Raw genomic sequence first — 23,341 nt, 5'->3', positions numbered from 1 at the left:
TCAATATGGCAAGTATTGCACGCAGGTTACTGATACTCGCGACCGCCTTGGCCGGCGCGGCGCTTAGCGCACCGGCCGCAGCGCAAAACGAACAGTTCATCCCAATTCTGTCCTACCGGACCGGACCGTACGCTGTGAACGGCGCGCCCTACGCAAACGGCGTTGTAGACTACTACAACCTGATCAATGAACGTGACGGCGGCATCAACGGCGTCAGGATTCTGATCGAGGAATGCGAGACGGGTTACGCGACCGACAAGGGAGTGGAGTGTTACGAGCGTCTCAAGAGCAAAGGACCAACCGGCGCGGCCTTCATCAATCCGCTGTCGACCGGGATCACCTTCGCACTCACTGAAAAAACCGCGGCCGACAAGATCCCGATCATTACGATGGGGTATGGCCGTGCCGATTCGAAGAACGGCGCGGTGTTCGCATATAATTTTCCATTGCTTGGCACTTATTGGTCTGCGGCCGATATCGCCATCCAGCACGTCGCCAAGGAACTCGGCGGCTTCGACAAGCTGAAGGGCAAGAAGATTTCGCTGCTGTACCATGACAGCCCCTATGGCAAAGAACCAATTCCGATGCTGCAGGTGCTGGCGCAGAAGTACGGCTTTGAGTTCACGCCGATTCCCGTCACGCATCCCGGCGTCGAGCAGAAGTCGCAATGGCTGGCGATCCGCCAGCACCGGCCGGACTATGTCCTGGTCTGGGGCTGGGGCGTCATGAACAGCACGGCAATCAAGGAAGCGGCCGCCGTCGCTTATCCGCGCGACAAGATGATCGGTGTCTGGTGGTCAGGCGCGGAGCCGGATGTGACGCCGGCCGGCGACCAAGCCAGCGGTTACAAATCGTTGATGCTTCAGCATGGTGCAGGAAAATTCCCCGCGCACGCCGACATAGAGAAGTACGTCTACGCCAAGGGAAAGGGTTCGACAGAACCTGGCAAGATCGGCGAAGTTCTCTACAACCGCGGCATCACGAATGCCATGCTCGGCGTAGAGGCGATCCGCAAGGCGCAAGAAAAATTCGGCAAGCAACCGCTGACGGGCGAGCAGGTCCGTTGGGGCCTTGAGAACCTCGTACTCACCGATGCACGAATCAAGGAGCTCGGCTTTGAGGGAATGTTGAAGCCGGTCAGCATTTCCTGCTCCGACCACGAAGGCGCGCGCTACGGGCGCGTCCAGCAATGGGATGGCAAGGGTTGGAAAGTGATCTCCGACTGGTACACGGCTGACGAATCGCTCATCGAACCGCTCGTCGCCGATGTGTCCGCGAAGTATGCCGCGGAGAAGAAGATCAAGCCGCGCGACTGCGCGAAAGAAACCTGACCCCGTGCGAGTGATCCGGGAGGCAGGATTGCCTGCGCCCGGATCGCAGCCCCTGCTCGGTTTGGAGGCCTGCGCATGTCAATCGCCAAGGTCGTCACCGCTGCGACGGAAGCGACAGCACTGATTTTATCGGTCAACAATATCGAGGTTGTCTACGATCACGTCATCCTCGTGCTGAAGGGCGTCTCGCTGGAGGTCCCGCGAGGCGGCATTGTTGCGCTTCTCGGCGCCAACGGCGCCGGCAAGACGACGACGCTGAAGGCGGTCTCCAATCTGCTGCACGCAGAGCGCGGCGAGGTCACCAAGGGCTCGATCCTGTTCAACGGCGTCGAGGTGAAGTCCCTGTCGCCAAACGAGGTGGTGCGACGCGGCTGCATCCAGGTGATGGAGGGTCGGCGTGCCTTCCCTCATCTGACGGTCGAGGAGAACATCCTGACCGGCGCCTTTACGCGGACGGACGGCAAGCTCGCGATCGCCCAGGACCTTGAACGTGTTTACGCTTATTTCCCCCGCCTCAAGGAGCGACGCAATTCCACCGCCGGCTATACGTCGGGCGGCGAACAGCAGATGTGCGTGATTGGCCGCGCGCTGATGTCGCGCCCGAAGTTGATCCTGCTCGACGAACCATCGATGGGGCTCGCGCCGCAGATCGTCGAAGAGATCTTCGAGATCGTGAAGGATCTCCACGCCAGGGAGGGCGTATCGTTTCTTCTCGCCGAGCAGAACACCAATATGGCGCTCAGATATGCGAGCCACGGCTACATCCTCGAAAACGGCCGCGTGGTGATGGACGGCGAAGCGCACGCGCTCGCCGCAAACGAGGACGTCAAGGAGTTCTATCTTGGCGTCGCCGGAGAGAAGCGAAAATCATACCGCGATGTGAAGCACTACAAGCGACGCAAGCGGTGGCTCGCCTAGCAGATGATGGCACCCCGCAATCCCGGGACTCCGGGTTCGGTCCTTCGGACCGCCCCGGAATGACGGTGCTTGGGCTTACACCCCGCCCGGATAGTTCGGGGCTTCGCGCGTGATGGTCACGTCGTGGACGTGGCTCTCGCGCAGGCCGGCGCCCGTGATGCGGACGAATTCGGCCTTGTCGTGGAAATCCTTGATGTCCTTGGCACCGACATAACCCATCGCCGCTCTGAGACCGCCGGCGAGCTGGTGCATCACATTGCCGACCGGACCCTTGTACGGCACCTGGCCCTCGATGCCTTCAGGGACGAGCTTCAGCGTGTCCTTGATGTCCTGCTGGAAGTAGCGGTCCGCCGAGCCGCGCGCCATCGCGCCGACCGAGCCCATGCCGCGATAGGCCTTGTAGGAGCGGCCCTGCCACAGGAAGACTTCGCCCGGCGTCTCGTCGGTGCCGGCGAGCAGCGAGCCGACCATGGCGATGTCGGCACCGGCGGCGAGCGCCTTGGCGAGGTCGCCGGAATATTTGATGCCGCCGTCGGCGATCACGGGCACGTCGGCCTTCTTCGCCGCGGCCACCGCGTCCATGATCGCGGTGAGCTGCGGCACGCCGACGCCGGCGACGATGCGCGTGGTGCAGATCGAGCCCGGGCCGATGCCGACCTTGATGCAGTCGGCGCCGGCATCGATCAGCGCCTGCGCGCCGCCCTCGGTCGCGACGTTGCCGGCCACCACCTGCACGGCGTTGGAGAGCCGCTTGATGCGGTTGACGGCGTTGAGCACGTGGCGCGAATGGCCGTGCGCGGTATCGACCACGACGACGTCGACACCGGCATCGATCAGCCGCTCGGTGCGTTCATAGCCGGTCTCGCCGACCGTGGTGGCGGCGGCGACGCGCAGGCGGCCGTGCTCGTCCTTGCAGGCGAGCGGATGGGCGACCGCCTTCTCGATGTCCTTGACGGTGATCAGGCCGACGCAGCGATATTGATCGTCGACGACGAGCAGCTTCTCGATGCGATGCTTGTGCAGCATCCGCTTCGCCTCGTCCTGGCCGACGCCCTCGCGCACCGTGACAAGGTTCTCGTGCGTCATCAGCTCCGAGACTTTCTGCCGGGGATCGCTGGCGAAGCGGACGTCGCGGTTGGTCAGGATGCCGACCAGCTTGCCTGGCACGTTCTTGGCGGCACCGGTGACGACCGGAATGCCCGAGATGCCGTTCTCCTTCATCAGGGTCAGCGCGTCGGCCAGCGTGGCGTCGGGGCCGATGGTCAGCGGATTGACCACCATGCCGGACTCGAACTTCTTGACCTGCCGCACCTGCGCGGCCTGGCCTTCCGGATCGAAGTTGCGGTGGATGACGCCGAGACCGCCGGCCTGCGCCATCGCGATCGCCATGCGCGCCTCGGTGACGGTGTCCATCGCGGACGCCATGATCGGGATGTTGAGCGAGATTGCGCGGGTGACGCGCGAGCGAATATCGACTTCCGAGGGAAGCACGTCGGACAAACCGGGCTTCAGCAGCACATCGTCGAACGTGAAGGCTTCGCGGATAGCCGGAAATCCCGTGGCCATTGCCAACTCCTTTATCTGCGGCCCAGCCGCGATGGTCTTACGGATGAACGCCGCCTGCGGCGACGCTCGCTGCGTCACCGTCGAATCGGCGCCCATCGGTGGGGTTGACGCTGGTCGATAGCATGGCGGGATGACGAATCAAAGTGTTTGCCAGCCATGCACAGGCCTTTTTAGGGGCCGGTTCAGGGCGCCCGGTAACCCGGCGGCGGCCCATGGCGGCGGATCGCCTCGACCATTTCGCGATGGCGCCGGTCCTCGCGCTTCATGTGGACCGCGATCACGGCATGGGCCGACGGCACCAGCAGCAACACGTGGAAAAACAGCCCGAAAACCGCGCAAAACACGATCAGGACCAGATTAAAGATGGCCGAAAACGGCTGTCCGTTCAGGAGCAGTCCGATCGGCGGCAAGAGAGCGGCAAGGACGTAGATCACGGCGAACCTTTGGACACGGGCGGATGCATACCAGCGTCACGCAGGATTTAGGGCGTTTGGCCGGTTCCGCAATAGCGTGGCCGAGGGCAGGATGATATGGCCCGCTCGCCCGCCTTTTCAGCACAGCTGTCCTATTTTGATGAACAAGCAACGCCTGATCCCGCTCATCGTGGCCACCGCCCTGTTCATGGAGAACATGGACTCCACGGTGATCGCGACCTCGCTGCCCGCGATCGCCGCCGATATCGGCACCAGCCCGCTGACGCTGAAACTGGCGATCACCTCCTACCTGCTGTCGCTCGCGGTGTTCATCCCGGCGAGCGGCTGGACCGCGGACCGCTTCGGCGCCCGCATCGTGTTTGCCGGCGCCGTCGGCGTGTTCATGCTGGGCTCGATCGGCTGCGCACTGTCGTCCTCGGTGACCGATTTCGTGTTCGCCCGCATCCTGCAGGGCCTCGGCGGGGCGATGATGACCCCGGTCGGGCGGCTGGTGCTGCTGCGCTCGGTCGACAAGAGCGCGCTGGTCAACGCGATGGCCTGGGTGACGGTCCCGGCGCTGATCGGCCCGGTGATCGGGCCGCCGCTTGGCGGCTTCATCACCACCTATTTCTCCTGGCACTGGATCTTCCTGATCAACATCCCGATCGGGCTGCTCGGCATCTTCCTGGCGCTGAAATACATCGACCCGATCAAGAGCGAGGATCCCGAGCGCTTCGATCTCGTGGGACTGGTGCTGGCCGGGATCGGCCTCGCCGGCATCGCCTTCGGGCTGTCGGTGGCCGGGCTCAATTTGCTGCCGTGGCCGATCGTCGCCGCGCTGGTCGGGGTCGGCACGGTATCGATGACGCTATACGTCATCCACGCGCGGCGGACCGGTTCGCCGGTGCTCGATTTCGGCTTGCTGCGGCTGCCGACCATGCGCGCGTCGATCGTCGGCGGCTTCATGTTCCGGCTCGGCATCGGCGCGCTGCCGTTCCTGCTGCCGCTGTTGATGCAGGTCGGCTTCGGCCTGTCGCCGTTCCAGTCCGGTCTCGTCACCTTTGCGTCGGCGGTCGGCGCCATGGGGATGAAGACGCTGGCGGCGCGCATCATCCGCGCCTTCGGCTTCCGCAACATGATGACCGTCAACGCGGTGGTCAGTTCGGCCTTCCTCGCCGCCTGCGCCCTGTTCACGATCTCGACGCCGCTGATGCTGATCTTCACGATGCTGGTGGTCGGCGGCTTCTTCCGCTCGCTGCAATTCACCGCGATCAACACCGTGGCCTATGCCGAGGTCGAGGCACCGCAGATGAGCCGGGCCACCACCCTCGTCAGCGTCAACCAGCAGCTCGCGGTGTCCGCCGGCGTCGCGGTCGGCGCGTTCTCGGTTGAGACCACGCTGGCGCTGCATCACCAGACCGAGCTCTCCGCCGACGTGTTCGCGCCGGCCTTCATCGTGGTCTCGCTGATCTCGGCGGCCTCGGCCTGGTTCTTCTGGCAGATGCCGGCTGAGGCCGGCAACGAGATCGCCGGCCGCAAGGCGATCGACATATCGAGCCGCAAGGGCGCCGAGAAGCGCGCCGCGACCGAAGCCGTCAAGGTCGCCACCGAGGACACCCAGAACGCGCGCGATCAGCGGCTCGGCTAGTCGATCGAACGAGCCGTTCCCGAGGCACGGACACCGCGAGCCGTCGTCAGGTCACGACCAGGCCATCAGGGGTGGCCGGTCATTCCGCCTGGCTGTCCTCGATCCGGACGTTCGATAAGTTCGTATGTGGGAACGTGGGTCGCTTCCAGCCACGATTCCAACGCTGCTCCGCAGACCGTGCAGATCGCATCACCCGTATGCGGCACCAAGAACTTCTCTTCGGTGCGTCTGTACTCGGCGCCGCAATTGCATTGAACAATGGTCGCCATGTCAGAAATATGCGCCGACGGTATCCAATTTTCCAGTCCAGCACGAAACGGCCCCGGTGCGCGAAACTGACGCTGCACCAAGGCCGCCAACCCAGTTGGGGTTTTCTCTCCGGTGGGCTTGGGGGGCATTGGCCGGGAGCAACGGAATCGACTCCGGCCGCGCGTCGAGGTTCCAACCGGTCGCGCTGAAATGTCGTTGCTGCGAGCCTTCCGATCCATGATGACACCCGACCACGCACCCTCCTGACGCAAGCGGTCGGGATGTCCAGCCGCACCGGCTGCGCCACCGCCGCGATCGGTGGCTGAACGCCCTGCGGTGGCACGATACGACGGCCGTTTCGCCCCGGAAAAAAATCTCCGCGAGAGTCAGAAAGCGAACGGAAGCTACGCCGCCGATGCTGCATAGTCCGGCTCAAGCGGGCACGCGGTGACCCGGCATTCAGCAAAAAGCCATGTGGAAGGAAGCGCTCCAGGTGCGCTTCCCCAGCGTCCGTGCACCGCGAGGCGCGGATTTTCCTTGATCTGGTTTCGCTTGAAAGGATCAGAGCCAGTGAGTGACGTCCATACGAATGAAGTGAGCGACAATCCGAAAGCCGGCGGCTTTAGCCCCGCCCCTGTTTGCGTTGCCCCAGGCCTTTCAGGGTATCGCCGAACAGAATGCGAGGCGTGCCCGAGAACAGTTCGAGAAGGTCAAGGAAGCTTCGGAGGAAATCTCTGTCCTGCTCAAGGAAGCATACGCGGTCAACGCCAAGGGCGCCGCGGATTACGCAGCCAAAGTGATCGATATCTCGCATATCAACGCCAGTTCGGCCCTCGCTTTCATATCCGAACTCGCCGGCACTAGGTCGCTGTCGGAAGCCATCCAGCTTTCGGCCGATCACGGCCGCAAGGCTTTCGAAGTGACGACCGCGCAGAACAAGGAGCTCTGGGAGATCGCGAGGAAGGTCGCGACCGAGACCTCCGAGCCGATCAAGAAGAGCTTTGCAAAGGCCCTGAAAACACCTTCCTGAGGAGCCGCCCCCCCCCCCCCCGCTCCCAGGCCGGCTGGACCAAGCGTCTCCGATCAGAAGGGGCGCGGTCCAGCCGACGGTGCGCGGGACCAGCAATCCCTGACATTGGAGGAGGACCGAGGTGGGCGTCATCATGATCAAATGCCCGCGGACGGGACGTGCGATCAATACCGGCATGAAATCCGACCGCGAGACGTTCCGGCGCAGCGCCGTGTTCTTTTCGCGCAGCTATTGCACGGGCTGTCGGACCAATCACGAATGGTTCGCCAGGGAGGCGTGGGTCCACGAACCCGAGCAGGAATTGCGCAAGGCGTCCTGACACCTGCGTCTGCGTTGCAACCGCATTCAATGGCTTCGTGATCGCTCAGCACTCGCGCCGCGCGCATGTGCATGAACCTTGTCGCCATTGGTCCACGGCCGGGCGTGCGAACGCGGAGGTCCATGTGGCGGCGCGCCGCGACCGGACGACTTGATCCCTTCCGCGGATACGATGCGGTCGATCCTGCGGCGCATGATCTCGTAGCACTCGCAGGCCGCAGTTTCGAGCCGCGGCCTGTCGACCTCGATCGAGCTCCGCCGGTTGGAGCGGATTGCGCCCGAGGCGCGAAGCTTGTGCACGACGTGGGTCACAGTCGTTCGTCGCACACCCAGCAATTCCGACAGCGTCTCCTGCGTCAGCGGCAGCGTCTCGTCACCGATCTGATCGTGAACCTGCAACAGCCACCGGGCCAGGCGGGCTTCCACGGAATGGAGCGCATTGCACGCCGCGATATGCTGGAACTGGACCAGCAACGACCGCATATGGAGCTGCACCGCACCGGCAAGCGCGTGACTGTGCGCGAGTGCGGCGTGAAATCGTGCCGGCGAAATCTGCCACGTCGTGCCCGCGACGCGAACCACCGCGGTCATCGGCGAGCGTATCGACCTGAGTGTCGACAGGATGCCGACGGCGCCCTCGTTGCCGATCATAGTCGTCGCGACGGCCTGTCCGTTCGGCATGTCCATGACGAACGCGATCAATGACGTGCAGGGGAAATAGATCTGTTCGACGAGGTCGCCCGACCGCACCAGCACTGCGTCGCGTTCGAGCGACACCTTGCGGAGATGAGGCGCAAGCAAATCAAGATCGGCGGGCGGCAAGGCCGCCAAAAGGCGATTACCCATGCTCGACCTGCGTTCCATCACGGAAGAGCTCCGCAAGACGGAGGCGCGGCTCGCTGCACAACCCTGCCGTGGCGCCAGGCCGAAATACGCAACGAACTGACCGCGCCGGAAAGGTAGAATACGCCGTAACGAGAAGAGTTCCAATGGATTCAGGTCAGACCGCGACGCGCTCGCGTACCGGGGCGGCGCTCCCGCCGGCCCCTAATCATGGATTGCCTTCGCGGAGGCTTCGGCGAACGCGTCGTTGCTACTCCCCGCGCGATGACGGCTGTTGCTGTCCGCGGAATCCCGTCGCCAGCACGTAGCGCTCCGACGAATCCTGCCGGCTGGCGGCCGGCTTGACGTGGCGGACGGTGGCGAAATCGCGCTTCAGTTGCCCCACCAGCTCGGCGTCGGCGCCGCTCTGGAACACCTTTGCCAGGAACGTGCCGCCGGGATTGAGCACCTCGCCGGCAAAATGCGCGGCGGTCTCGACCAGGCCGATGATGCGCAGCTGATCGGTCTTGCGATGGCCAGTGGTGTTGGCGGCCATGTCGGACATCACGATATCCGCGCGGCCGCCCATCATCGCGATCAGTTTTTCCGGCGCGTCATGGTCGAGGAAGTCGAGCTGCGCGAAGGTGACGCCGGGGATCTCGCCCATCTCCAGCAGATCGATCGCGACCACCTTGCCCTTGCCGTCGGCGGCACCGGTGCGCTTCGCCGCGATCTGGCTCCAGCCGCCGGGCGCCGCACCAAGATCGACCACCGTCATGCCCGGCTTGAGCAGACGATATTTGTCGTCGATCTCGGTGAGCTTGAACGCCGCGCGCGAGCGGTAGCCCATCGCCTTGGCCTTGGCGACATAGGGATCGTTGAGCTGGCGCTCGAGCCAGAGTTTTGACGACAGCTTGCGCTTGCCGCCGCTCTTGACCGTGACGTGCAGCCGCCCGGTGGTGTCTTTCGCCATACTGCTTCTCTACTCCCTCGCCCCGCTCTTGCGGGGAGAGGGTTGGGGTGAGGGGCTGGTTCCGCAATGAAGGTGAGAGATGCGCTCGTGGAGAGTCCCCTCACCCGGATTGCATTGACATGCAATCCGGCCTCTCCCGGCAAGCGGGGCGAGGCAAGAGAAGCTCTAGCACGCCCGCAGCGCGCCGTCCTCGCGCATCATCTCGACCAGCATGCCCTCGCGCAGGCCGCGATCGGCGACGCGGAGCCGCGGCATCGGGAACGCATTGCGGATCGCATCGAGGATCGCGCAGCCGGCGAGCACCAGATCGGCGCGCTCGACGCTGATGCAGTTGTTGTTGACGCGCGCCTCATAGCTCATGCCGAGCAGCCTCTGGATCGTCGCGGTGACGTCGCAATCGTTCATCCAGATGCCGTCGATGCGGCGGCGGTCATAGCGCGACAGATTGAGGAACACGCCGGCGAGCGTGGTCACGGTACCCGATGTGCCGAGCATGTGCATGTCGCGCAGATCCTTGCCGTGCTCGGCCGCGAACGGCGCGACGTGCCGCGCGACCTCGTCGATCATCTGCGCATACAGATCCCGGGTGACGTTCCTGCCGCCGAAATGTTCGGCCAGCGTGACGACGCCGAGCGGGATCGACATCCACGCCTTGATGCGTGGCGGCGCGTCGGGCGCGTTGGGGTCGCGCTCGATCCGCACCAGCTCGGTCGAGCCGCCGCCGATATCGAACAGGATGGCGCCCCGCCCCTTCGGATCGAGCAGCGGCGAGCAGCCGATCACGGCGAGCGTCGCCTCGGTCTCGCGATCGATCACCTCGAGCTTGATGCCGGTCTCGGCCGCCACCCGCGCGCGAAAGCTCTCGGCGTTGCCGGCGGCGCGGCAGGCCTCGGTTGCGATCAGTCGCAGCCGGCGCGCCTTTCGATAGCGGATCTTGTCGCTGCAGATGGCGAGCGCGGCGATCGCACGCTCGATCGCGGCCTCGCTGATCGAGCCGGTGGCGGCGATGCCCTCGCCGAGCCGGATGATCCGCGAGAAGGAATCGACCACGCGGAACCCGTCGCCGGTGGGACAGGCGATCAACAGCCGGCAATTGTTGGTGCCAAGGTCGAGCGCGGCGTAGACGCCACTTTCCGCCGCTGCCGCAACCAACCCTGGCGGGGCTTCGCTGGCCGGGGGGCCGTCGCAAAGCCGCACATGGTCGTTCATCAAAACTTGTCTTTCCGCAGGACCCCAAGGTGGATCCAGGAGGATCCTTGGGCCCGCCGAATAATTGTCGTTCACGGAAACTTTAGCAGCGTCAAAGCCCTACGCAACTCCGTTCACATTGGGTCCATGCCCAATCGGGCGTTGTCGTTAAGGGGGGCGTGCGTTATCTCCTCAGCGCCCCCAAACTCCAGCAAATCCGGGCATTTCAGGTCATTTTCGATGCAAGATCACACGCCGCCTGCCTCCCTCGAAAACGCTATCGCACTGCAAAAATACGGTGTCGGACAGCCTGTTCGACGAAAGGAGGACGACACCCTGGTGCGCGGCAAGGGCAAATACACCGACGATTTCTCGCTGCCCGGCCAAGCCACTTGCTGGATGGTTCGCTCCTCCCATGCCCATGGACTCATCAAGGGCATCGATACGGCGGCGGCCAAGGCGATGCCGGGCGTGCTCGGGGTTTGGACCGGCGCCGACCTTGCGGCCGCCGGCTACAACCCCTTCACCTGCGGCCTGCCGCTAAAAAACCGTGACGGCTCGCCGCTCAAGCAGACCAACCGCCCCGCGCTCGTGACCGACAAGGTGCGCTTCGTCGGCGATCCCGTGGCCTTCGTGGTCGCGGAGACCGCGGCGCAGGCTCGCGACGCGGCCGAGGCCGTCGAGGTCGATATCGAGCCGCTGCCCGCGGTGACCGACGCGGCCGAAGCCGCCAAGCCGGGCGCGCCGCAGCTCTATGACGACATCCCCGATAACGTCGCGCTCGACTATCACTATGGCGACACCGCCAAGATCGAGGCGGCGTTCGCCGGCGCGGCGCACGTCACCAAGCTCGACATCGTCAACACCCGCGTCGCCGTGGTCTCGATGGAGCCGCGCGTCGCCCTCGCGCATTACGACAAGAAAACCGAACGCTTCACGCTGCAGGTACCGACCCAGGGCGTCTCGGGCAACAAGGCGATCCTGGCGCGCCTGCTCAACGTGCCCGCCGACAAGGTCCGCATCCTCACCGGCAATGTCGGCGGCTCGTTCGGGATGAAGAACCTCAACTATCCCGAATACACCTGCATCGCGCATGCGGCGCGCGAGCTCGGCCGCCCTGTGAAGTGGCTGGATGAGCGCTCGACCAGCTTCCTCTCCGACAGCCAGGGCCGCGCGCAGCTGATCCATGCCGAGCTCGCGCTCGATGCCGACGGCAAGTTCCTGGCGGTGCGGCTGTCCGGCTACGGCAATCTCGGCGCCTACATCACCGGCGTCGCGCCGGGCCCGCTGTCGCTCAACACCGGCAAGAACCTCGCCAGCGTCTATCGCACGCCGCTGCTCGGCGTCGACATCAAGACGGTCCTGACCAACACCACGCTGATGGGCGCCTATCGCGGCGCCGGCCGGCCCGAGGCCAATTACTACATGGAGCGGCTGATCGACGCCGCGGCCGACGAGATGGGCATCAACCGCTTCACGCTGCGCAAGCGCAACTTCATCAAGCCGTCGCAGCTGCCCTTCCCGGCGGCCTCCGGCGTCACCTATGACAGCGGCGATTTCGCCGGCGTGTTCCAGAAGGCGCTGGAGATCTCCGACTACGAGAACTTCGCCAAGCGCAAGAAGGAGAGCAAGAAGAGCGGCAAGCTGCGCGGCATCGCCGTCGGCTCCTATCTCGAAGTCACCGCGCCGCCGAGCGGCGAGCTCGGCAAGATCAGCTTCGAGCCCGACGGCTCGGTGAAGCTCACCACCGGCACGCTCGATTATGGCCAGGGCCACGCCACCCCGTTCGCGCAGGTGCTGTCCGACCAGCTCGGCGTGCCCTTCGAGAAGATCACGCTCGAACAGGGCGACAGCGATCTCGTCCGCTTCGGCAACGGCACCGGCGGCTCGCGCTCGATCACCGCAACCGGCCAGGCGATCGTCGAGGCTTCCGCGCTGGTGGTCGAGAAGGGCAAGAACGCCGCCGCGCATATGCTGGAAGCCTCCGAGGCCGACATCGAATTCGGCGCCGGCCGCTTCACCATCGCGGGCACCGACCGCTCGATCGGCATCATGGAGCTCGCCGAGCGGATGCGCGCCGGCAAGATGCCCGAGGGCACGCCGGAGACGCTCGACGTCGATCACGCCACCAAGGAGACGGCGTCGACCTTCCCGAACGGCTGCCACGTCGCCGAGGTCGAGATCGATCCCGACACCGGCGTGACGCGGATCGTGCGCTACTCCGCGGTCAACGATTTCGGCGTCGTGGTCAATCCGATGATCGTCGCGGGCCAGCTCCACGGCGGCGTCGCGCAGGGCATCGGCCAGGCGCTGATGGAGGAAGTCAGCTACGACGCCTCAGGCCAGCCGATCACCGGCTCGTTCATGGACTACGCGCTGCCGCGTGCCGGCGATGTGCCGTCGATGCTGGTCGGCGATCATCCCTCGCCGGCGAAATCCAACCCGCTCGGCACCAAGGGCTGCGGCGAAGCCGGCTGCGCCGGCAGCCTCGTCTGCATCGTCAACGCCGTGGTCGACGCGCTGTCGGAGTACGGCATCAAGCACATCAATATGCCGCTGACGCCGGAACGCGTCTGGCGCGCGATCCAGGATGCCAAGGCGAAGGCGGCGTAAGGCAACCTGCCACCACCACATCACTGTCATCACCCGCGAAAGCGGGTGATCCAGTATTCCAGAGACGCCAGCGATAGAGCCGAGAGGCCGCAGCGTACTGGATACCCCGCATGCGCGGGGTATGACACCTGTGGCGTGGAGACGACGTGCCCCTTCCCTAGGCCGCAGCCTGCTCGCGCGGCTGGGTGATCGCGATGTGCCAGCAATGTGCGAGCGGCACACCGTTGCCGAGCACCAGCGCATCGAGCTCGACGAAGCGGTGGCCCTTCTTGTCGTAATTGCCGGTCACCTTGGCGCGCGCGGTCAGCTCGTCGCCGATCTTGCCGGCCGACAGCAGCTGCACGCGGGTGCCGACATGGATCCAGGGCCCGAGGACCGCATTGTCGACCAGGACCTTGTTCATCACCCGCGGCAGCAGGCCGGGATGGCCGAGACCTTCGCGTAGATAGATCGGGTCGGTCTCCCTGATATCGGCGAGATACTCCTTCGCGGCATCGCCCGACCAGTCGCGCGGGATGGTGCCGAGCCACTTGCCCTCTTCATAGGACGACGCGCTGACCGGCTTGCGCTCGGCGACCGCGGCAACCTGTTTGTAGTCGTCGAGCACGAATTTCGGCGCGGATGCCGGCAGCGAGGCGGTGCCGGTGGCGCAGAGCTCGCCGCGGCTATGGAGCTCGATCATGAGCCCATTGCCGGTCTCCTGGCCCGTCAATTCCGCGACCTCGCCGTCATAGACCGGCTTCACGAAGCGCGCCTCGATCAGGCCGCGCGCGAGAAAGTCGCGGCCCCACTTCTCGACCGGCAGGTGCATCATGTAGGCCATCACATCGACACCGGGGACCAGCCCGCCGGAAAAACCGAACTTCCGCGCCACCGCGTCGTCGTGGATCTTGTTCTCCGACAGTTTCGAGGTGTTGTACGCCGAGACGCGGTAGGTCAGCGAAGCCGTCTTCGAATCCATGGGGTTTCCCCTTATTTCCGTTGTTTTTCTCAGACAATCGTAGTCGAACCGGGCAGCGTGACAAGCCTCTCGTTTTGCTCGCAATTTTCCGCCCGATGGAGTACACGCAGGCCGCGTCTGCCAACCCTGGAATCGATGACTGAAACCCCTGCCCCCACCCGCATCTATGTCGACGCCGACGCCTGCCCGGTGAAGGACGAGATCTATCGCGTCGCGATCCGGCACGGCGTGCCCGTCAGCGTGGTCGCGGGCAGTTTCATCCGCGTGCCGCAGGATCCGCTGATCGAGCGCATCGCCGCAGGTTCCGGCATGGATGCGGCCGACGACTGGATCGCGGAACGCGCGCGTGAGGGCGACATCGTGATAACAGCCGACATCCCGTTGGCGAGCCGCTGCGTCAAGGCCGGCGCCGACGTGATCGCGCCGAACGGCAAGCCGTTCACCGAACAGTCGATCGGCATGACGCTCGCGGTGCGCAATCTGATGACCGATCTGCGCTCGTCGGGCGAGATCACCGGCGGGCCGAAATCATACTCGCCGCGCGACCGCTCGACCTTCCTGTCGGCGCTCGACCAGACCATCCGCCGCATCCAGCGCCGTCGCGCCGAGCAGGCGCAGGCGAGCCAGCAGGGTTAGCACGATGGCTCCGCCTCCTCTCATCCAGCTCAAGGACATCAGCCTCACCTTCGGCGGCACGCCTCTGTTGACGGGCGTCGAGCTGTCGGTCTCCGCGGGCGAGCGCGTCTGCCTGATCGGCCGCAACGGCTCCGGCAAGTCGACGCTGCTGCGGATCGCGGCCGGCCTGGTCGAGCCGGACGCGGGCAGCCGCTTCGTGCAGCCCGGCGCCACCATCCGCTATCTGCCGCAAGAGCCGGACTTCGGCGACCACAAGACGACGCTGGCCTATGTCGAGGCCGGCCTCGGCCCCGGCGACGACCACTACCAGGCGCGCTATCTGCTCGAACAGCTCGGCCTCAGCGGCGAAGAGGATCCGGCGCATGTCTCCGGCGGCGAGGCGCGCCGTGCGGCGCTGGCCCGGGTGCTGGCGCCCTCGCCCGATATCCTGCTGCTGGACGAGCCGACCAACCATCTCGACCTGCCGACCATCGAATGGCTCGAGGGCGAACTGGAGAGCCGGCGCTGCGCGCTGGTGCTGATCAGCCACGACCGCCGCTTCCTCACCAATTTGTCGCGCGCCACGGCCTGGCTCGACCGCGGCCAGATCAGGCAGATCGAGCGCGGCTTCGGCGCCTTCGAGGCGTGGCGCGACGAGGTGCTGGCGGAGGAAGAGCGCGAGCAGCACAAGCTCGACCGCAAGATCGTCAACGAGGAGCACTGGCTGCGCTACGGCGTCTCCGGTCGCCGCAAGCGCAACGTCAAGCGGCTCGGCAATCTCTTCGCGCTGCGCGACCAGCGCCGCAACTATCGCGGCGCCACCGGCAATGCCACCCTCGCCGCTGCCGAAGCCGAAAAGTCCGGCCGGCTGGTGATCGAGGCCAAGAACATCGTGAAGGCCTATGGCGAGCGCACGATCGTCGACGGCTTCTCGACCCGGATCCAGCGCGGCGACCGGCTCGGCATCGTAGGTCCCAACGGCGCCGGCAAGACCACGCTGGTGCATTTGCTGATCGGCAACGATCCGCCCGACTCCGGTTCGGTGCGGCTCGGCGCCAACATCGAAATGGCAACCCTCGACCAGCATCGCGAAAGCCTCGACCCGAAGCTGACGCTGGCCGAGGCGCTGACCGGCGGCCGCGGCGATCACGTCATGGTCGGCGACAAGTCGAAGCATGTCATCGGCTACATGAAGGACTTCCTGTTCGCGCAGGAGCAGCGCGGCACGCCGCTGGAAGCGCTCTCCGGCGGCGAGCGCGGCCGCCTGATGCTGGCGCGCGCGCTGGCCAAGCCGTCGAACCTTTTGATCCTGGACGAGCCGACCAACGACCTCGACCTCGAAACCCTCGACGTGCTCGAGGACATGCTCGGCGATTACGAGGGCACGGTGATCCTGATCAGCCACGACCGTGATTTCCTCGACCGCGTGGTGACGTCGGTGATCGTGCCCGAAGGCCAGGGCCGCTGGATCGAATATGCCGGCGGCTATTCCGACATGCTGGCGCAGCGCGGCGCCGACGTGAAGCGCGAGACGGTGAAGGCGGAAGCCGCGACCGAAGAGAAGAAGGAAGCCAGGGCCGCGGCGCCCGAAGCGGCACCGAGGCGCCGGCTGAGCTTCAACGAGAAGCACGCATTGGAGACCTTGCCGAAGACCATCGACAAGCTGCACAACGAGATCGCGAAGCAGCAGAAGCTGCTCGACGATCCCGATCTCTATACGAAGGATCGCAAGACATTCGACGCCGCCTCGGCCGCGATCGCAAAGGCGCAGGAGGAGCTCGCCGCCGCCGAGGACCGCTGGCTCGAACTCGAAGTGCTGCGCGAAGAGATCGAACAGGCATGAACACAATGATTCTTGCCGTCATTGCGAGGAGCGGAGCGACGAAGCAATCCATGCATCTGCAAACGCGGGCAGATCGATTGCTTCGCTCCGCTCGCAATGACAGAAATTCTGCAATGGAGCCGCCCCGATGACCACGCCCCTCGCCGCCAAGATCGCCAAGGAATACGGCACGCCCTGCGCCGTGATCGACATGGACCGGGTCGAGCGCAACATCGCGCGCATCCAGAAGGCCTGCGACGAGGCCGGCGTCGCCAACCGTCCGCACATCAAGACCCACAAGAACCCGATGCTGGCGCAGCTGCAGATCAAGGCCGGCGCCAAAGGCATCACCTGCCAGAAGCTCGGCGAGGCCGAGATCATGGCGGACGCTGGCATCGACAACATCCTGATCAGCTACAATCTGCTCGGTGACGAGAAGATGGCACGGCTCGGCGCGCTGCAAGGCAAGGCCAACGTCACTGTCGCGGCCGACAATTCCGTCGTCGTCGGCGACCTGCCGAAGGCCGCAGCCGCCTCCGGCCGTCCGCTCTCGGTCGTGGTCGAATGCGACACCGGCCGCAAGCGCGCCGGTGTCGAGACCCCGGCCGAGGCGATCGCGCTGGCGCGCGAGATCGCGGCCTCCAAGGGCCTCGCCTTCGCGGGCTTCATGCTGTATCCGACCGAGACCGGCTGGGCCGAGGCGCAGAAATTCTACGACGAGGCGCTGGCCGGCGTGCGCGCCCACGGCCTCGACGCGACAATCGTCTCCACCGGCGGCACGCCGAACCTGAAAAATCTCGGCAAGCTGAGGGGCGGCACCGAGCACCGCTTCGGCACCTACATCTACAACGACCGCATGCAGGTCGCGGCCGGCGTTGCGACCTGGGACGATTGCGCGCTGCATATCTATTCCACCGTCGTCAGCCGCGCCGGCCCGGAGCGCGGCATCCTCGACGCCGGCTCCAAGACGCTGACCTCGGACACCGGCGGCCTCGAAGGCCACGGCCTGATCCTCGAACATCCCGAGGCCAGGATCGCGCGCTTCGCCGAGGAGCATGGCTTTCTCGACCTCTCCCGCAGCAACACGCGGCCCAATGTCGGCGACGTGGTGCGGGTCGTGCCCAATCATGTCTGCGTCGTCGTCAACATGATGGACGAGGTCGTGATGGTGCGCGGTGACGAGATCATCGGTGCGCTGCCGGTGACGGCGCGGGGCAAGCTGCGCTAGCCGCATCCCGCGACCTCGTAGGATGGGTAGAGCGCAGCGAAACCCATCATGCTTCCGCGCAGATGAAAGGTGATGGGTTTCGCTTCGCTCTTCCCATCCTACGCATTTACCCGTGCATCAGCGCCTGCAGTTCGCGGTCGAGCGCTGAGCGAAACACCTCGATCGGCCGCGCCAGGCGGCCGGCCGGCGGGCGATGCACGATCCAGGCGCGCACCGCGGGATTAAAATCCGCGATCTTCACGGCCTTGAGCCGGCTGCGGATCGGGCTTCGTTTCAGCGCCACCGGCGTCACGAGGCCGATGCCGAGCCCGCGCGCCACCAGCGACAGGCGCAGCTCGCTGTCGAGAGCCTCGACGGCGATGTTGAACGGCAGATGCGCCGCATCGAAATGGCGCTTCAGCGTCTGGCGGAAGCCGCAGCCGTCCTGGTTGATCACCCATCCGGTCCGCGACAGCCATTCGAGATCGACCGACTTCGGCGTCTTCATGTCGCGCGCGACGACGAACACCACCGGCTGCGCGCCGAGGTCGGAGGCCACGAGATCGTCGGGCGGCGCGGTGCCGTCAGGAAGGCAGATCGCCGCGGCATCGAGCTCGTTGCGGCTGACCCGCTCCATGTGGTTGGGCGACCAGCCCGAGACGACGCGCACCGCCAGCGCCGGAAATTCGCCGCGCACCGCGTCGAGCGGTCCGGTGAGCCCCGCCTCCGATAAAAACGGCGTCAGGCCGAGCCTGAACTCGCCGCGCACCACACCGTCATTGGCGACGCCTGACTTGAGGTCGTCGAGCATGCGCAGCAGCCGGCGGCCTTGCTCATAGGCCTCAATTCCCGCCGCCGTCGGCTTCAGCGGCTTGGAGAGCCGGTCGAGCAGCTGCGCGCCGAGCATCTCCTCGAGATTCTGGATCCGCCGCGTCACGCCGGGCTGGGTCAGGTTCAGCCGCGCCGAGGCCGCGACGATCGATCCGGTCTCGACCACGGCGACGAACGCCACGAGGTCATGGGTGTTCATAACAATCTCGCATATTCTTCATCATCTTATTTGAATTGTAGCATATTAGACCGATCCCTTAAAGGGGGCCTCGCCACTCCATCGCGAGGCCCCATGACCATCTCCGAAGCCACCAAACTCTCCCCGGCGCGCACCGTCGCCGTGCGTCCCCTGATCTGGATCGGGGCCATCACGACCGGCACCGTCGTCACCAATCTCTTTGCGCCGCAAATCCTCGTTGGCCTGATGGGCCGCTCGCTCGGCATGACTGCGCTGCAGGCCGGCCTGATCTCGACGCTGACCCTGCTCGGCTACGCGCTCGGGCTGCTGCTGCTGGTGCCGCTGGTCGACCTCGTCGAGAACAAGCGGCTGATCCTGCGGACGCTGGCCTGCGCCATCGTCGCCGCGATCGGCACCGCGATGGCGCCGACGCCGCTGATCTTGCTGGCCGCCACCTTCATCCTCGGCGCCTCCTGCGCCGCGATCCAGATGGTGGTGCCGCTGGTGGCGTCGATGGTGCCGCCGGAGCGCCGCGGACAGGCGATCGGCGACGTCATGAGCGGCCTGATGATCGGCATCCTGCTGTCGCGGCCGATGGCGAGCCTGATCGCGGACAGCTGGAACTGGCGCGGCTACTATGTCACCTCAGCCGTGCTGATGACGGTGCTCGCCGCAGCACTGGCGCGCACGCTGCCGACGCTGCAGCCGGCGGCGAAGGTCAGCTACGGCGCGCTGCTGCGTTCGTTCCCGACCCTGCTGCGCGAGGAGCCGGTGCTGCGCGTTCGCTCCTGGACCGCGGCGCTGGTGATGGCCTCGTTCACCGCGTTCTGGGCTGCCGTCGCGCTGCGCCTGCCGGATGCGCCGTTCAAGCTCGACGCCAGGGGGATCGCGCTGTTCGCGCTGATCGGCGTTGCCGGCGCTGTCGCGACACCGCTGGCCGGCCGCTGGGGCGACCGTGGCCTGGCACGGCCGATGCTGATCGGCTCGCACCTCCTGATATCGGCATCGCTCGCGCTCTGCGCTTGGGCCGGCGTGATCGAATCCCGAATCGCGGCGCTGGTCGTGCTGAGCCTCGGCACCATCCTGCTCGATCTCGGCATCACCACCGACCAGACACTCGGCCGCCGCGCCGTCAACCTGCTGCGCCCCGAGGCGCGCGGCCGGATCAACGGCCTGTTCGTGGCGCTGTTCTTCATCGGCGGCGCGGTCGGCGCGGCAGCGGCATCCGCGGCGTGGAGCATTGGTGGATGGACCGCGGTGTGTGCGGTGGCTGCGGTGTTCGGCGTGCTCGGCCTAATCACGGACATCGCGACGAAGACGGGATCGGAGTGAGCGGCATCGCGTAGGATGGGTAGAGCGCAGCGAAACCCATCATGTCTCCGCGCGGTAGAAAGTCGATGGGTTTCGCTGCGCTCTACCCATCCTACGAAGCTACGATTTCTGCACGAACCATCGTAACACTCCCTTCCCAGCTGCCACGCCCGTTGCAAACGACGCCTGCAACAGATAGCCGCCGGTCGGCGCTTCCCAATCGAGCATCTCACCGGCGGCGAAAACGCCGGGCAGCCGCCGCAGCATGAACTGCGCGTCGAGTTCGTCCAACCTGATGCCGCCGGCGCTCGAGATCGCGCGTACGATCGGCGCCACGCCTGACACCTTGATCGGCACCGCATTGATCAGCTCGGCCAATTCGGCCGGTGGCACCGCGGCCAGCGAACGGCCGGCGGCGACGGCCGCCTCCTGCAACAGCCCGATGCCGACCGGCGAGAGCTGCGCGGCCTTGCGCAGGAAATTGGACAAGGATTGCTTGCCCTTCGGCGCCGACAGACGCTCGACCAGTTCGTCGCGCGCGGCATCGGGCCGCAACGCCACCGTCAGTGTCGCCGTTCCCTTCGCGAGCACCGCCTCGCGCAATTCCGCCGACAGCGCATAGATGGCGCCGCCCTCGATGCCGGCGCGGGTGACGATCGCCTCGCCGCGCACCGTATCCGGACCAATCGTGAGCGCGACACCCTTGAGCGGCTGGCCCTCGAACCGGTCGCGGAAGATATTCGACCAGGCAACCGTGAAGCCGGAATTGGCTGGCTTGATCGGCGCCACGGCAACGCCCTTTGCGGCGAGGATATTCGCCCAGGCGCCGTCCGAGCCGAGCCGCGGCCAGCTCGCGCCGCCGAGTGCCAGCACGGTCGCATCGGCCTTGACCACGCGCGGGCCGTCCGGCGTCTCGAACAGCAGTGCGCCGCGCGCGTCCCATCCAACCCAGCGATGCCGGAATGCAAATTGCACGCCCGCGGCATCGAGCCGCCGCAGCCAGGCGCGCAGCAGGGGCGATGCCTTGAACGCCACGGGAAACACCCGGCCGCTGCTGCCGACAAATGTCGGCTGCCCCAGCGCCTCGCTCCAGGCCCGCAACGCGTCGGGCGGAAATGCCTCGACCGCAGCCTTCAGACGCGGCAGCGCCTCGCGATAGCGCGCAAGGAAATCCGGCAGCGGTTCGGAGTGGGTGAGATTGAGCCCGCCACGGCCGGCCATCAGGAATTTGCGGCCAGCCGACGGCATCGCGTCGTAGACGGTGACTTGTGCGCCACCTTGCGCGAGCACCTCCGCCGCCATCAGGCCGGCAGGTCCGGCTCCGATGACGGCGACGGTCATGCTCAGAGCTTGATCCCGGCCCGCGCGGCGGCCTGGGCGACATACTTCTGCGTCTGCTCGAACGCGCCCTGCAGCGCCTTCGCGGTCGACATGTCGCTGATCGCGTTGAAGTGCGCGGCGACGCCGTCCGGCGTCCATTCGGACTGCGGCAGGTTGACGCCTTCGGTCTCCAGCACGCGGATCACGGCAAACGAGCCGGCGCCGGCGCCCATGATGGTGCGGGTCGGTGCGTCCTCTGACAGCAGGAATTCGACCGCGGGCGTGATCGCTTCCGGCTTCATCAGCGCCAGCGCCTGCGGCGGCAGCAGTTCCTCGGTCATGCGGGTCGCAGCCGTCGGCGAGATGGTGTTGACCTTGATGTTGTTCTTGCGGCCCTCTTCGGCGAGCACGTTCATCAGGCCGACCATGCCGGCCTTCGCCGCGCCGTAATTGGCCTGGCCGAAATTGCCGAACAGGCCGGACGACGAGGTCGTCAGCACGATGCGGCCGTAATTGCGCTCGCGCATGCCGGCCCACACCGCTTTGCAGCAGTAGAAGGTGCCGGTGAGATGCACGTCGAGCACCTTGGCCCAGTCGGCAACCTCCAGCTTGGTGAACGACTTGTCGCGCAGGATGCCAGCATTGGCGCACAAGAGATCGACGCTGCCCCATTCCTTAGTGGCGCGCTCGACCATCGCGGTGACCTGCTCGAAGTTCGAGACGTCGGCGCCGTCGGCCATTGCGGTGCCGCCGGCTTTCCGGATCTCCTCGACCACGGTCTCGGCCGGCGACAGCGAACCGCCGGTGCCGTCGCGCGCGCCGCCGAAATCGTTGACCACGACCTTGGCGCCGCGGCTGGCGAGCCCCAGCGCATGCGCCCGTCCGAGACCATTGCCCGCGCCGGTGACGATAGCGACGCGTCCGTCAAACCTGATTGCCATGCTTGTCATTCCTGCTCTGACTTCCCTTCTCGCCTTGTGGGAGAAGGTGGCGCGCGCGAGCGCGCCGGATGAGGGGTTCTCTCCACGGATGAGCACGCGGAGAGAGACCCCTCACCCGGCTTCATCTCGCTCCGCTCGATTTCGCCACCCTCTCCCACAAGGGGAGAGGGTACATGCCCGAGCGGCATGAAAAGGTTGGGGACTTTTGAGCAGCGATGGATGGCCGGGTCAAGCCCGGCCGAGACGGCCAGCGGGCGCGCTAGACCGAAGGGGTCATCGACCCGCAGGGTTTCAGGCTTTTGAGCAGATGCCCGCTCCAGCACTCGTGATGCTCTTGAGCGTAGCTAATCGCGCCAATCACAATCAAAGCGACTACGACAATTCCGGCGACGATGTTTTGCACCATGGCTGCCACTCCCGGGACCGCACCGCCTAAAGCGGGCATCATGGACACCAGGGAACACAGCCGTCAATGCGCTACATTGGCCAGAGCAGCGCACCGCGTAAAAAACAGATCGGGGTGGCTCGCCCCACCTCCCCCCGCTTGGCTTGTGGGAGAGGTGGCGCAACCCTTCGCGGTTGCAACACAACCGCGTCTCGTGACCGTTAGCTGAAATAGATCAGGCCGAGCCAGTCGGCGACCAGCGCGGGCTTTTCCTCGCCTTCGATCTCGACCGTGACGTTGGTGCGCGACAACAACTCCTTCGGCTTGCGCAGCGTGGCTTCGGCCAGTACGAAGCGGCCGCGAACGCGTTTTCCGGAGCGCACCGGCGAGATGAAGCGCAGCTTGTCGAAGCCGTAGTTGACACCCATCGCGGTGCCCTCGAGCACCGGCATCACCTCGTAGGACATGATCGACATCAGCGACATCGTCAGGAAGCCATGGGCGATCGTGGTGCCGAAGGCGGTCTCCTTCCTGGCGCGCTCGGGATCGACATGGATGAACTGGTGATCCTCGATCACGTCGGCATAGGTGTCGATGCGGCCCTGATCGAGCAGGTGCCACGAGGACACGCCGATCTCCTTGCCGACCATGCCCTGGTAGGTTTCCAGCGACACCGGCGGCTTCTTCCAGACTTCGTTCAT

21 protein-coding genes are annotated in these 23,341 nt (G+C 65.6%); 10 read left to right on the top strand and 11 right to left on the bottom strand.

Annotated features, from left to right (window positions below; all coding sequences use genetic code 11):
• The first annotated feature begins 5 nt into the window (after positions 1-5).
• Both ACVWYP_RS22175 and ACVWYP_RS22170 read left to right on the top strand, forming a co-directional pair.
• Positions 6-1,331 carry an ABC transporter substrate-binding protein gene (locus tag ACVWYP_RS22175; RefSeq protein ID WP_453946218.1) on the top strand — a complete coding sequence of 442 codons (1,326 nt, stop codon included), beginning with the start codon at positions 6-8 and terminating at the stop codon, positions 1,329-1,331.
• 75 nt (positions 1,332-1,406) lie between these two features.
• Positions 1,407-2,249, top strand: coding sequence for an ABC transporter ATP-binding protein (locus ACVWYP_RS22170; RefSeq protein WP_304499804.1), 843 nt, complete (start codon positions 1,407-1,409; stop codon positions 2,247-2,249).
• 75 nt (positions 2,250-2,324) lie between these two features.
• Here the strand turns inward: ACVWYP_RS22170 and guaB are convergent, their stop codons facing one another.
• A complete protein-coding gene (guaB, locus tag ACVWYP_RS22165; RefSeq protein WP_028344677.1) occupies positions 2,325-3,815 on the bottom strand; it encodes an IMP dehydrogenase in 1,491 nt (496 codons plus the stop codon).
• Between the two features lie 182 nt (positions 3,816-3,997).
• Complete coding sequence (locus ACVWYP_RS22160) at positions 3,998-4,249, bottom strand: hypothetical protein (RefSeq protein WP_018271177.1); 252 nt, start codon at positions 4,247-4,249, stop codon at positions 3,998-4,000.
• 139 nt (positions 4,250-4,388) lie between these two features.
• Here ACVWYP_RS22160 and ACVWYP_RS22155 point away from each other — a divergent pair, with 139 nt between their 5' ends.
• The 3 genes from ACVWYP_RS22155 to ACVWYP_RS22145 all read left to right on the top strand — a co-directional run bounded on the left by ACVWYP_RS22155 (position 4,389) and on the right by ACVWYP_RS22145 (position 7,474).
• On the top strand, positions 4,389-5,876 hold the full coding sequence (locus ACVWYP_RS22155) for a DHA2 family efflux MFS transporter permease subunit (protein ID WP_304499803.1): 1,488 nt from the start codon (positions 4,389-4,391) through the stop codon (positions 5,874-5,876).
• A gap of 892 nt (positions 5,877-6,768) precedes the next feature.
• Positions 6,769-7,155, top strand: coding sequence for a phasin (locus tag ACVWYP_RS22150; RefSeq protein WP_456684137.1), 387 nt, complete (start codon positions 6,769-6,771; stop codon positions 7,153-7,155).
• Positions 7,156-7,276: 121 nt separating this feature from the next.
• Entirely contained in the window at positions 7,277-7,474 is a 198-nt protein-coding gene (locus tag ACVWYP_RS22145; protein WP_304499801.1) for a hypothetical protein, read from the top strand.
• 26 nt (positions 7,475-7,500) lie between these two features.
• On the opposite strand, the gene ACVWYP_RS22140 is transcribed toward ACVWYP_RS22145, so the two are convergent.
• From ACVWYP_RS22140 to ACVWYP_RS22130, 3 genes are all read right to left on the bottom strand, one after another.
• Complete coding sequence (locus ACVWYP_RS22140; RefSeq protein WP_304499800.1) at positions 7,501-8,319, bottom strand: Crp/Fnr family transcriptional regulator; 819 nt, start codon at positions 8,317-8,319, stop codon at positions 7,501-7,503.
• Between the two features lie 247 nt (positions 8,320-8,566).
• Entirely contained in the window at positions 8,567-9,268 is a 702-nt protein-coding gene (locus tag ACVWYP_RS22135; protein WP_304499799.1) for an RlmE family RNA methyltransferase, read from the bottom strand.
• 165 nt (positions 9,269-9,433) lie between these two features.
• Positions 9,434-10,477, bottom strand: a complete 1,044-nt coding sequence (locus ACVWYP_RS22130) for a Ppx/GppA phosphatase family protein (RefSeq protein WP_439711176.1) — start codon at positions 10,475-10,477, stop codon at positions 9,434-9,436.
• Between the two features lie 219 nt (positions 10,478-10,696).
• Between ACVWYP_RS22130 and ACVWYP_RS22125 the strand changes: the two genes are divergently transcribed.
• On the top strand, positions 10,697-13,069 hold the full coding sequence (locus ACVWYP_RS22125; RefSeq protein ID WP_304499797.1) for a xanthine dehydrogenase family protein molybdopterin-binding subunit: 2,373 nt from the start codon (positions 10,697-10,699) through the stop codon (positions 13,067-13,069).
• A 157-nt stretch (positions 13,070-13,226) separates the two neighbouring features.
• Here ACVWYP_RS22125 and ACVWYP_RS22120 read toward each other — a convergent pair whose 3' ends face one another.
• Positions 13,227-14,030 (bottom strand): hotdog family protein, encoded by an 804-nt coding sequence (locus ACVWYP_RS22120; RefSeq protein ID WP_304499796.1) that lies wholly within the window; start codon positions 14,028-14,030, stop codon positions 13,227-13,229.
• Between the two features lie 135 nt (positions 14,031-14,165).
• On the opposite strand from ACVWYP_RS22120, the gene ACVWYP_RS22115 reads away from it, so the two are divergent.
• The 3 genes from ACVWYP_RS22115 (at position 14,166) to ACVWYP_RS22105 (ending at position 17,695) form a co-directional block, all read left to right on the top strand.
• Positions 14,166-14,666, top strand: coding sequence for a YaiI/YqxD family protein (locus ACVWYP_RS22115; RefSeq protein ID WP_304499795.1), 501 nt, complete (start codon positions 14,166-14,168; stop codon positions 14,664-14,666).
• 4 nt (positions 14,667-14,670) lie between these two features.
• Positions 14,671-16,488 (top strand): ABC-F family ATP-binding cassette domain-containing protein, encoded by a 1,818-nt coding sequence (locus ACVWYP_RS22110; RefSeq protein ID WP_304499794.1) that lies wholly within the window; start codon positions 14,671-14,673, stop codon positions 16,486-16,488.
• Between the two features lie 127 nt (positions 16,489-16,615).
• The gene (locus ACVWYP_RS22105; protein WP_304499793.1) at positions 16,616-17,695 is read left to right on the top strand and encodes an alanine racemase; all 1,080 of its coding nucleotides are present in this window, start codon (positions 16,616-16,618) and stop codon (positions 17,693-17,695) included.
• Between the two features lie 106 nt (positions 17,696-17,801).
• Here ACVWYP_RS22105 and ACVWYP_RS22100 read toward each other — a convergent pair whose 3' ends face one another.
• Positions 17,802-18,704 carry a LysR family transcriptional regulator gene (locus tag ACVWYP_RS22100; RefSeq protein ID WP_304499792.1) on the bottom strand — a complete coding sequence of 301 codons (903 nt, stop codon included), beginning with the start codon at positions 18,702-18,704 and terminating at the stop codon, positions 17,802-17,804.
• Positions 18,705-18,797: 93 nt separating this feature from the next.
• Between ACVWYP_RS22100 and ACVWYP_RS22095 the strand changes: the two genes are divergently transcribed.
• Positions 18,798-20,015, top strand: coding sequence for an MFS transporter (locus ACVWYP_RS22095; RefSeq protein WP_304499791.1), 1,218 nt, complete (start codon positions 18,798-18,800; stop codon positions 20,013-20,015).
• A gap of 99 nt (positions 20,016-20,114) precedes the next feature.
• Here the strand turns inward: ACVWYP_RS22095 and ACVWYP_RS22090 are convergent, their stop codons facing one another.
• The 4 genes from ACVWYP_RS22090 to ACVWYP_RS22075 form a co-directional block, all read right to left on the bottom strand.
• On the bottom strand, positions 20,115-21,335 hold the full coding sequence (locus tag ACVWYP_RS22090) for a BaiN/RdsA family NAD(P)/FAD-dependent oxidoreductase (RefSeq protein WP_304499790.1): 1,221 nt from the start codon (positions 21,333-21,335) through the stop codon (positions 20,115-20,117).
• A gap of 2 nt (positions 21,336-21,337) precedes the next feature.
• Positions 21,338-22,255 (bottom strand): SDR family NAD(P)-dependent oxidoreductase, encoded by a 918-nt coding sequence (locus tag ACVWYP_RS22085; RefSeq protein WP_028344663.1) that lies wholly within the window; start codon positions 22,253-22,255, stop codon positions 21,338-21,340.
• Positions 22,256-22,514: 259 nt separating this feature from the next.
• Positions 22,515-22,661 (bottom strand): hypothetical protein, encoded by a 147-nt coding sequence (locus ACVWYP_RS22080; RefSeq protein ID WP_225159189.1) that lies wholly within the window; start codon positions 22,659-22,661, stop codon positions 22,515-22,517.
• 200 nt (positions 22,662-22,861) lie between these two features.
• A complete protein-coding gene (locus tag ACVWYP_RS22075) occupies positions 22,862-23,341 on the bottom strand; it encodes a MaoC family dehydratase (RefSeq protein WP_016846543.1) in 480 nt (159 codons plus the stop codon).

This window comes from Bradyrhizobium sp. USDA 3262, assembly GCF_054060035.1.
Note: the sequence above shows the minus strand (reverse complement) of the source record. Positions and strands in the feature narration are given on the sequence as shown.